The organism is Streptomyces sp. NPDC048639, assembly GCF_043199075.1.
Classification (GTDB): Bacteria; Actinomycetota; Actinomycetes; order Streptomycetales; family Streptomycetaceae; genus Streptomyces.
Window position 1 is genome coordinate 239025 of the sequence record NZ_JBICVP010000013.1, and the last position, 10302, is coordinate 249326.

9 protein-coding genes are annotated in these 10302 nt (G+C 67.2%); 6 read left to right on the plus strand and 3 right to left on the minus strand.

Translation table 11 applies throughout. The features are described 5' to 3' along the window. Positions 1-84: 84 nt before the first annotated feature. Positions 85-1470 carry a hypothetical protein gene (locus ACGFNH_RS30330; protein WP_393659184.1) on the minus strand — a complete coding sequence of 462 codons (1386 nt, stop codon included), beginning with the start codon at positions 1468-1470 and terminating at the stop codon, positions 85-87. Positions 1471-1892: 422 nt separating this feature from the next. On the opposite strand from ACGFNH_RS30330, the gene ACGFNH_RS30335 reads away from it, so the two are divergent. The 6 genes from ACGFNH_RS30335 (at position 1893) to ACGFNH_RS30360 (ending at position 6720) form a co-directional block, all read left to right on the plus strand. Next, positions 1893-2195 (plus strand): hypothetical protein, encoded by a 303-nt coding sequence (locus tag ACGFNH_RS30335; protein ID WP_393659185.1) that lies wholly within the window; start codon positions 1893-1895, stop codon positions 2193-2195. A gap of 1115 nt (positions 2196-3310) precedes the next feature. Next, positions 3311-3781: a hypothetical protein gene (locus tag ACGFNH_RS30340; protein WP_393659187.1), complete on the plus strand. Its 471-nt coding sequence runs from the start codon at positions 3311-3313 to the stop codon at positions 3779-3781. Positions 3782-4274: 493 nt separating this feature from the next. Next, a complete protein-coding gene (locus ACGFNH_RS30345) occupies positions 4275-4766 on the plus strand; it encodes a DUF2975 domain-containing protein (RefSeq protein WP_393659189.1) in 492 nt (163 codons plus the stop codon). After that, positions 4766-4987, plus strand: a complete 222-nt coding sequence (locus tag ACGFNH_RS30350) for a helix-turn-helix domain-containing protein (protein ID WP_393659191.1) — start codon at positions 4766-4768, stop codon at positions 4985-4987. Before ACGFNH_RS30345 ends, ACGFNH_RS30350 begins: the two co-directional genes overlap by 1 nt. A 460-nt stretch (positions 4988-5447) precedes the next feature. After that, positions 5448-6008, plus strand: a complete 561-nt coding sequence (locus ACGFNH_RS30355) for a tellurite resistance TerB family protein (protein WP_393659224.1) — start codon at positions 5448-5450, stop codon at positions 6006-6008. Between the two features lie 337 nt (positions 6009-6345). Beyond that, positions 6346-6720 carry a nuclear transport factor 2 family protein gene (locus ACGFNH_RS30360; protein ID WP_393659193.1) on the plus strand — a complete coding sequence of 125 codons (375 nt, stop codon included), beginning with the start codon at positions 6346-6348 and terminating at the stop codon, positions 6718-6720. 576 nt (positions 6721-7296) lie between these two features. Here ACGFNH_RS30360 and ACGFNH_RS30365 read toward each other — a convergent pair. Together ACGFNH_RS30365 and ACGFNH_RS30370 are read right to left on the minus strand one after the other, a co-directional pair. Further along, positions 7297-8811 carry a DEAD/DEAH box helicase gene (locus ACGFNH_RS30365; protein WP_393659195.1) on the minus strand — a complete coding sequence of 505 codons (1515 nt, stop codon included), beginning with the start codon at positions 8809-8811 and terminating at the stop codon, positions 7297-7299. A 319-nt stretch (positions 8812-9130) separates the two neighbouring features. Further along, the gene (locus ACGFNH_RS30370) at positions 9131-9334 is read right to left on the minus strand and encodes a cold-shock protein (RefSeq protein ID WP_393659197.1); all 204 of its coding nucleotides are present in this window, start codon (positions 9332-9334) and stop codon (positions 9131-9133) included. Positions 9335-10302: the final 968 nt, after the last annotated feature.

Sequence of the window (10302 nt, forward strand, 5' to 3'; positions counted from 1 at the left end):
CGGCGGGCAGGGCTGAGACGTTCTGGCGTGCTCGGCCCCCCGGCCGTCGGGCCGGGGGGCCGAGAGGGGGGAAGCCGAGGGGGTTTACCGGTTCACGGTTCCGATGTTGCGGGAGACGTCGGTGGCCTGGCACTGGGTGGTGTTCCGGGCGCCGGAGAGGGTCAGCACCAGGTTGTTGGGGTTGCCGCAGTTGTTGTTCTGACGGCCCTCCTGGGCGATGTTCTGCTGGAACAGGCTGGCGGTGCTGGAGCCGCCATCCGCCTCGGCGCCCCCGCCGAAGTCCTTGGTGTGGGCGTTGATGGACTTGTCGGTCGTACCGCAGTCGGTCTGGTCCCGGCCACCGGTGATGGTGATGTCGCCGGCGTTGGGGTTGGCGCAGTTGTTGTTCTGCTTGCCTTCCTGGGCGATGTTCTGCTGGAAGGCATCACCGCCGGTGCTGGAGCCGCCATTGGCCTGAGCGCCGCCGCCCTTGACCAGCGTGTCCTGATTGAGGGAGCCGTCCTTGTGGCCGCAGCGACTGCCGGTGCGCCCTCCGGTCACCTCGACGTCAAGGGAGTTGGGGTTGGCACAGTTGTTGTTCTGCCGGCCCTCTTGGGCGATGTTCTGCTGGAACAGGTCCGAGCTGCTGGTGCCGCCGTTGGCCTGGGCACCCCCGCCGATCTCGGTGGTGCGGAGGCTCTTGGAGTGGTCGGCGGTCCAGCAGTCGGCCTCGTCCCGTCCTCCGGTCAGATCGATGTCGGCGTCGCTGGGGTTGGCACAGTTGTTGTTCTGCCGCCCCGACTGGGCAATGTTCTGCTCATCCACGTTCGCTCCCAGGCCGCCGCCCCCGGAGGCTTCCGCGCCGCGGCCCTGGGAGACGGTGTCCTTGGACAGCGAGGCGTCCTTGTTACGGCAGTGCCCCGTCGACCGGCCGCCGGACAAGTCGAGCTCCGTGTCGTTGGCGCTGGCGCAGTTGTTGTTCTGCCGGCCCTCTTGGGCGATGTTCTGCTGATTCAGGCTGAACTCGGTACCGCTGCCCCCGGTCGCGCTGGCGGGACCTCCCCGAGTCTTGGTGTGGAGGTTCACCGAACGATCCTCGTCCGTGCAGAAGCCCTCGGTGCGGCCCCCGGAGACGGTGATGGTCTCGATGGAGTTGGGGCTGGCGCAGTTGTTGTTCTGCCGCCCCTGCTGGGCGGTGTTCTGCTGGCCGAAACTGTCGACACCGGTACCGCCCAGGGCCTCTGCTCCGCCGCTGCGCACCTTGACGGACTTGTTGAACGAGTCGTCGATGGTCTTGCACCGCCCGTCCAAACGGCCCCCCGTCAAGGCCACTGTCTCGCCCTCTTCGGTCTCGCTGTTGGGGTTGGAACAGTTGTTGTTCTGCCGACTGGACTGCGCAGTGTTCTGCTGGAACTGGTCGCCCAGCGTGGCGGAGCCGCCGGATGCCTGGGCGCCCGGACCGTCCGCGGCGAACGCTGCCCCTGCGCCCACTGACGCCCACCCGCCTACCGCCAGGACCACCATCGCCGCAGTCGCAACCTTGTGTCCGCGCTTGTACATTCCGGCCTCCCATTTGTGTCATCAGCCTTTTGGGTAACCGGTCAACGACGGAATTTCCGAGGGGATATGGAATCCGGAGAGACTCCGCCCAAACAGCCCACACTACCCGGCGACGGCGGGAGCCTTTGTCGACTCGTTCTTGCTTTCCCGTGGCCTGAGTTGATTCGGAAACGACCGTAGGGGACGCCGGCGTCGAGGTTTGCGCCCGTGCCAATCCGATGATTCGATTCGCCGGATCAACGCGCTGTGCGAGTTCTCGGATCGGGGCGCAGCAGCTTATTACTTCTCTGCGTGGTGTGAGTTGGGTGGGGTGTGGCCGCGCCGGAGGCGGACGCGGGGCCGGGTTCGAAGCGATGGCAGGAGACACCACGATGGGGCAGGGACGGCACGCGTCACCGAAGGCGACCATGCTGCAGATCCGCCGGGTGGCCGCGGCTGTGCTCACCACTGGGGCCCTGGTCTCGGTCGGCAGCGGCCAGGCATTCGCCGATGTTCTGGACGGCAGCCCGTTCAGCGGCCAGGGGAACCTGGATCAGGTGGGTGAGCAGAACCTCAACTGCGGCCACCCGGGCACCGGCATCGACCTCCCCCTCGGCCAGATCAAGCGCAAGACCCAGTGCGCCACCCAGGACCGCTGCTTCACCCAGGGCCGCTGAACCCGCGCACCAACCGCCACACCACGACGCCCCCAGCGCCGGTGACCACAGTCACCGGCGCCGCGGCACGCCGAGCCAAGGCAACTCGGAGCCTTCGTGGACGGCAACGGCGATGAGCGGTGCCAACGCGCGCAGGTCCGGCTCGAGTAGGCCCCACCTCTTCTGCCTGGGCCGCCTCTGGCGGCAGCTTCGGTCATGCGCCGTGGGGCGATGGCGAGTTGGCGGGGCAAGCCACGGATCAGAGGGGTGTCATCCCGCAGGCGTCCATCGCTGGTGAAGAACACCTCATGCAGCTAATGGTGCGTGCCGCGATGCTGAGGAGGATGGCGGGGGGAGAGGGAAGACAGGTCGTTGGGCCGGTTCGGCAAGCGCCGGCTGGGAGTCCAACCCTCAACTGCGGCAAGGGCTCCGAGGCACGTGCCTTGGGAGGCGTGCCCCGGAGCCCCTGTGGCCTGCAGAGGATGGCCAGACTGCGCACTGTTCCAGCAGAAGGATTCCTTCTCAGTGCACCCTCCTCAACGCGCGAAGACGGGCGACGTTACGTACTTCTGCAAACTCGAAGTCATGGAATATGCATCATGGATATTCAATTCCCGCAAGGGTCGGCCCTGGGGAAACGAACTGCGCCAGTGGCAGGTCTGCGATTGCTCCAGGAGCATGACATCTCATCTTTTCAACCTTCCCCAGATCGCCTCCAAGGGCTCGGTTGCCCCTTTGGGATCCGATCTGGATACGACTCTCAGCAGCAATCCACGGGACCGTTCGGGCGGATTGCACCGTCCTCGCATCCCCCCGAATCGCGAACTCGTTGTCCGGATCGTTCCAACGATTCGGAATTCCTTTCCCGGGAGGCGCGAGTGAAGGTTCAGCGGACTGTGACGGCTGCGATGGTCGTTCTGGCAGTGAGCGGTCTGGTGTCCCTCGGCGCGTGCAGCACCTTCGCGGACGGCCCCCCGGCAACAGCAGGCGGCGGCTCGGCTCCAGGAGGGTGACCTGTTCCAGCGGAACGTCGCGCAGGACGGCCGTCAGAACAACAACTGCTCCAACATTAACGGCGACGAGCCCGTGGACCTGACGGGCAGCCGTCTCACCGGGCGCTGCGTCACCGCTCGCGGTTGTTCAACAAGTCCGCCGAGGTCCAGTACGGCCCCGCCGACGCTGCTGGTGGCGGCGGATTGGAGAGGCTCGTTCAACAGAACATCGCCCAGCGCGGGCGGCGGAACAACAACTGTCTCAACGCCAACACTCTCGCCATTGCGGCGACCGGTAGCCGGCTGGAGGGACACTGCGCGGACCAGGACATCTCCCGTAACGAGCGCACCCAAGTCAAGGGCGGCGGCGCGGCCAACGGTGGCACCGGCGGCGACTTCGACGCCCAGCAGATCGCGCAGTCCGGCCGGCAGAACAACAACTGCGCCAGCCCGCACTACTTCTTCGGCAACACCACCTTCTCCGGCAGCCGCGTCAACGGTTGCTGCGGGAACAAGGACGCCTCCCACCTCAAGCACACCTGGGACGAGAGCGGCGGCGCGGAAGCCGACGGTGGCGAAGCCGATTCGTCGGAATCGCAGGGCGGCTCCTACTGACGAGCTGATCGCCGCAACTGTCGTGTGGAACGGCGTCGCGCCCCATCAGCCGCTCCACTGCCGATCCCACGTGCCACGCACGGGCCGAACACGTTGCGTCCCATGATGAATGCTCTGGCGGCGGTCATCTGGTCGACCTCGGCCCGGTTCTCGTTGGGTGTCGAGTATCCGGGCGGGCAACTTGTCGCCCGAGCCGTCGCCGCCGTGGTCGCCGAACGGGCGTCCCTCGGCCTGATGGAGCCCGGCCGGGTACCCGTCGGTCGAAAACGTGATGTCGCAGATTACCCAGGCTTCGGGGTAGTCGGGTGGCGCCCGATGTGTGCTCGAGCGAGACCGACTTCGACAAGATCAAGATGGTTCGCGCGCGAACGCCATACCGTGGGGCGGCGGCGTCCGCCACGGCGCGAAACCGCCGCCCATCCTCCGTCCCAGCCCTTGCTCAATCTATCGAAATTCGATAGATTTCCATCGTGACTCGATGGAGGGATGGGCCGTGGGAAAACTGACAGTGCGCGCGCTGCGCGCCGTGCTCGTGGTGGTGCTGGCCGGCACCGTGTTCGTACAGGCAGGGATGGTGTGGGCGTTGGTCAGCGGGAGCGACCCGGAGGACGGGTCACTCCCGCTGACCCCGCTGCGCGTGATCACGATCCTGGGCATGGTGTCGGCCCAGGTCGCCCTGGTCTGCGTATGGCTCCTGGTGACGATGGTGCGACGCGGCACCGTGTTCTCCCACACCGCCTTCCGGTACGTGGACGTCATGATCGGCGCGATCGTGGCGGCTGCTCTCGTGTGGTTCGCGGTCACCGGCCTCAATGCGCCGGGCCAGCGGGCCGACCCGGGCGTCACCGTCATCATGGGCGGGGTCGGCGTGGCCATCCTGGGGGTCGCGCTCATCGTGCTCGTGCTGCGGATGCTGCTCGCCCAGGCCGTCGCGCGCGACGTCGAAGCGGCGCAGATGCAGGCCGAGTTGGACGAGGTGATCTGATGCCGATCGCCGTCGACATCGACGTGATGCTGGCCAGGCGGAAGATGTCCGTGGGCGAGCTCGCGGACCGCGTAGGGATCACGCCCGCCAATCTGGCGGTACTCAAGAACGGCCGCGCCAAGGCCGTACGCTTCGCGACGCTCGCCGCGCTCTGCGAGGTGCTCAAGTGCCAGCCGGGCGACCTGCTGCGCTTGGAGGCCGAGGACGCCACGGGAGGATGACGTGCCCCAGGGTGGGCGTGAAAACGCCTGGCACCACCGGCCTGTGTCACGGCACGTGGACCGCATGGACGTGGATCACCGACGCTCCGCCGCCCGGCGGATCGCCGCAGCGGATCGAAGGCCGCGCTTGAGAGCGACGTGCAGCGTGCTTGCGCGCGTGACCTGAGCGGCTACACCGTCAGCCAAGGAGAAGGCGAGCCACTGCCGCAGGACGCCGACCCTCCGCCCGTGCGGACGCCGGGACGGCTGCCTGAGTCCGCACGTCCGGCGTCCACCCCGTGCGCATCCCATAAGCCCGCAACGTCATCCCTCCCACGGTGAGTCGAGGGCCTCGTGGCTGGGGCTGCCCGTCCGCGCCGGCGAAGCGGAACTTCCGGCGGCCGGAAGGCGTTGGCAGGAAGGACGCGCAGCAAGCGTGGTGACGAGCGAAACGCCATGGGTAGAAGTCGAGGTGGCACGAGTGGCGATGTGGGATCGGATCAAGGACCAGGCCAAGAATCTGCAGCAGCAGCAGCAGCAGTCGCAGGGCACGCGGGGCTCCGGCGGGCACGGGCGGCCGGGTGCGGGGTCCGCCGGCGGATCGCGGGCTCAGCTGGTGAACACGCTCAAGTCCCAGCTCACCTCCCTCAAGACGGAGTTGAAGAGCGGCGCCTACCGGGACGCCAGTATGGCGATGTGCGCCCTGGTCGCGGCCGCCGACGGCCATGTCGATCCGGCCGAGCGGCAGCATGTGGAGGGGCTGATCCTGAACAACGACGTCCTGCAGAACTTCCCGTCCGAGCAACTGCGTCAGCGGTTCAACAAGCACGTCGACCAGCTGGCGTTCAACTTCCAGCAGGGCAAGGCCGAAGTCATGCAGGAAATCGCCAAGGCGGCGAAGAAGCCGACGGAGGCCAGGGCGGTTGTGCAGACCGGTTTTGTCGTCGCCGGTGCAGACGGATTCGTCGCACCGGCCGAGGAGCAGGTCCTGCGAGAGGCGTGCTCTGTGCTTGGCCTGTCCCCGAACGAGTTCGGTCTCTGACCATCTGCCCCGCCACCTGTCGTAGTCGGTAACCGGCGGTGCCCTGTCGTGGCTCTCGCACGCGAAGGCTTGCCGGAAGGAGCCTCACGCGTGCGGGTCACGCCCCCCGCATACGCGGAGGAAGGGCCCGCATCGGACCGTCCAGTGCGCGGGATGCACAACGTCCAGCGCTGCTCGTAGGACCCAGCCGTCGCCGCCGTCGTCAGGTTCTCCTGAACCGCGTGTCGGCTGTGTCCTACACCATCCCAGCTCGCGGAGTCTCCTTTGGGGGCTGCTGGCGGTATGGCCTGTGGAGTGTGACTTGGCCCGAGGGCGAGTCGGCTGCGACGATCAGGGTATGGAGGATGAAGCCACCCGTGATGCGATCGACATGTTCTTCGCTGCCATCAACACCTCGAACTCGGTCCGCACGTCCGAGTTCCTTGCTCAGGCCCTCACCTCTGATGTGGAGTTCTGGGGACCATTGGGTCCAAGCGGCGGCATCGAAGCAGTGGAGCAGTTCATTGCTCACATGCGTCAGCACCCTGATGGGCCGGGAGTCATGGAACGGACCACCGGCGTGGATATTCCTGGCGAGTGGGCCCGATACGGCTGGCGTTACCGGTCGCCGCTGGGGGAGGACCTCCTCAGTGGTACAGACGTCGTGCACCTGAGAAAAGGCCGGATCGACCGGATCGTGGTCTTCGCCGGTGAAATGCCGCCTCTCACATAGCGTAAGGGGGGCTGTATTCGTTCTTGATCCCACATGGAGAGGCACCGGACGAACGAAGGCGATGCGCCCCTCGACGGTCACACGGGTGGGACTTGGCCCCGGGCGTCGGCGCGGCAGCGGAGGTCGCGACCTCCCGGCATGTGACGGCGCAACAGCCATGCGCAGACGCAGACCATGCGTGAGGCGGGCAGCGTGCACGACTCCCAACGATGTCGCCCAAGGCAGGGCAGAGATACACCTTCACCACCAAGCCCGCACCGAACTCCGGGGGTTGTGCACTGCCACGTGCTGGAGTTGGTACGCAATGAAGCGTGCTGATCGTTGACGCTCCGGCGAAGCGCACCGTGTGATTGATGGGCCGTGCCTTCGGCCCGCCTCCGAGCCGCCGGACACATCCGCACTCACTCCGATGTACCGAAGAACGGCGCCCAAGCCCCTGGCCATCGGCCCGAGAAGGGGGCGATGGCCTGGGCGGTCATTGGGCACATATCGGTGCGCTGCTGGCGGCGGGAGGGCAAGGCTGTCCCGGCGGGCCGTTCTATGGCAGAGGCACGTGCAGCTCCGAGACCGGGGGTCTTAGGCCGCCGCATCGAAGGAGGACTGCCGCGCGGTCACGCGCCGGGCAGCCGAAGCAGGGCTGCGTCGACCGCGTGAGGACGCGCTGCGCTTACGCCGCTCGGCAACCGGCGTGGTGATCCTCACGGGGATGCCGGAGGGGGGCTGGGCGCCGGTGATCCGGCTGAGTGCCTCTCCGCCGGAGCGGACCTGGGTGGTCTGGGGCACGATGCCGGCGGCCGTCATGAGGCGGGTCATGTCGCGGCGCTGGTTGGGGGTGACCAGGGTGACGACGCTGCCGGACTCGCCCGCCCGCGCGGTACGTCCGCCGCGGTGGAGGTAGTCCTTGTGGTCGGTCGGAGGGTCGACGTTGACGACGAGGTCGAGGTTGTCGACGTGGATGCCGCGCGCCGCGACGTTCGTCGCCACGAGCACGGTGACGTGCCCGGTCTTGAATTGGGCCAGGGTCCGGGTGCGCTGCGGCTGTGACTTACCGCCGTGGAGGGCGGCCGCCCGCACGCCGCTGTTCAGCAGGTCTTGCGTCAGCCGGTCGACGGCGTGCTTGGTGTCCAGGAACATGATCACCCGGCCTTCGCGCGCCGCGATCTCCGTCGTCGTCCGGTGCTTGTCGGCCCCGTGAACGTGCAGTACGTGATGCTCCATCGTGGTGACCGCACCTGCGGACGGGTCGACGGAGTGCACGACCGGGTCGGTGAGGTAGCGGCGGACCAGAAGATCGACGTTGCGGTCGAGGGTCGCGGAGAACAGCATCCGCTGGCCCTCGGGGCGGACCTGGTCCAGGAGCGCGGTGACCTGGGGCATGAAGCCCATGTCGGCCATCTGGTCGGCCTCGTCCAGGACGGTGATCGCGACCTGGTCAAGCCGGCAGTCACCGCGGTCAATGAGGTCCTTGAGGCGGCCCGGCGTCGCGACGACGACCTCGGCACCACCGCGCAGCGCACTGACCTGCCTGCCGATCGACGTTCCGCCGAAGACGGGGGCCATGCGCAACTGCACCGAACGGGCGTAGGGGGCCAGAGCGTCGGTTACCTGCTGCGCCAGCTCACGCGTCGGCACGAGGACCAGGGCCAGCGGCTGGCGGGGCTCGGCGCGCTGTCCGGCGGTTCGGGCCAGCAGGGCCAGGCCGAAGGCGAGGGTCTTGCCGGAGCCGGTGCGCCCGCGTCCGAGGACGTCGCGGCCCGCGATGGTGTTGGGCAGAGTCGCGCCCTGGATCGGGAACGGGACGCTCACGCCTTGCGCGGTCAGCGCGGCCAACAGCCGCTCGGGCATGTCGAGGTCGGCGAATGCCTCGACGGCGGGAAGCGCGGGAGTGATCGTCTTCGGCAGAGCGAACTCGCCCTGGACCGCTGCGGGCCGCCGGCGGTGGCCGTCCGAGCGGCGCGGGCCCCCAGAACGGCTCGGGGTGGGCGAGTTGAAGCGGCTGCCCCGGCCCGTACCGGCGGCGGAGCCGAAAGCGCGGCCGCCGGTGCGGCTGCGGGTGCGAGAGGAGCGGCCGTTCGTACGTGTGGGGTTCATTCAGAACCTTTCCTTGATACGGCACGTATCAAGGAATTCCCGCAGCAGAAGAGCAGCGCGGGGAATCGCAAGAACGGGCCGAATGGAATGCGAATCTGGCCTGCAGTGAATCCGGTGCGGGTCCAGGTGTTGCAATTGGGTGACGTCATGTGGACGTGAAATCCCGGACGTCGACGGGTGCAGCTCCGAAGATCCCGCATCCCTGGAGAAGGTCTGCGGGCGGTGGTTGTCCCGTAGGTGAAACCACTGCGAAGAATGCCCGCAGCTGGGGCCCACACCCCGAGGGATGCGGGCCCCAGCTGCAAAGTGCGCGTAAGCGTCAGGCAGGAACGATGTTCTCTGCCGTCGGGCCCTTCTGGCCCGGCACGATGTCGAAGGTGACCTTCTGGCCCTCAAGCAGCTCACGGCAGCCCTGGGCGGCGATGTTCGAGAAGTGGGCGAACACGTCAGCGCCGCCGCCGTCCTGCTCGATGAAGCCGAAACCCTTGGCTGCGTTGAACCACTTCACGGTGCCAAATGCCATGCCATATCTCCTTTGGGGCAGTACGCCGGGACCCGCAATGCACGGATACCGGGTCGCCGCGATGATGCCCCGCCCGGAAACGTTCCGGAAATACAAAAACGCTTCCAGTGGCAGAAAAATACCGCCGAAGACGTTGGAAGTTTTGGGAACCAAGACTGCAACTGAGATCGACAGTAGCATGCGGTAGTGGCCAACGTTCGCCAAATGGTTCCACTCTGTTCGCTGCGGTAAGAACACTCCCCGCCCGGCGGGTTAAACCCTCACTTCGCGGTCATAGATATTGATCCACCCGGAGCGCAAAGTTTCAGGAATAGTGGTCATCGTTCACGGTCCTGTTCTCGCGTAACTACGGCCCGGTGACATGTAACGCCGAGTAACTGCTCGGGGCCGCGGTCGCGTTGTTGGAGGGCGTCGAAGTCGGCGGTGTCGCCGTTCAGGCCGGGCCGGGGGTGCGGGTACGGGTCCGCATGCGCGGCCCGGCGAGCTCGGGGCGTCGACCGCTTCCTCGGCGAGATCGGGGTGGGCGGCCAGGCGGAGGGTGTAGGTGCCGCCGCCGTGGTGTAGGGCGTTGGTGAGGAGTTCAGAGACGACCAGGACGACAGTGTCGACTGCGTCTGAGTCGACGGCCGGCTGCCAGAGGGCTTCGAGTGGGCCCGCGTGGTCTCGTGCGCGTCGGCGACGGCGGTCGCGGGGCGGATGGTCGTGGTGTCGACGCACATCGTCCATCAGATTCACCCGGGTCTCTGGCTCGTCAATGCCCGGTCTGCCTACCCGCCCCCCCCGCGCCCGACCAGCGCCCCGCAACCCGGCGGGGCTCGATTACCTCACCGTCGAACACATGGAAATCTATGCTGGCCGGAGTAGACATTGGGCGGTGGCGTGGCTATGGTTTCTCTCGTAGCCCAGAGAGACAGCAGGGCCTGGCAGAGACGAACTGCCGGCAGCAGTACATGCAGTTGCAGTGCGCA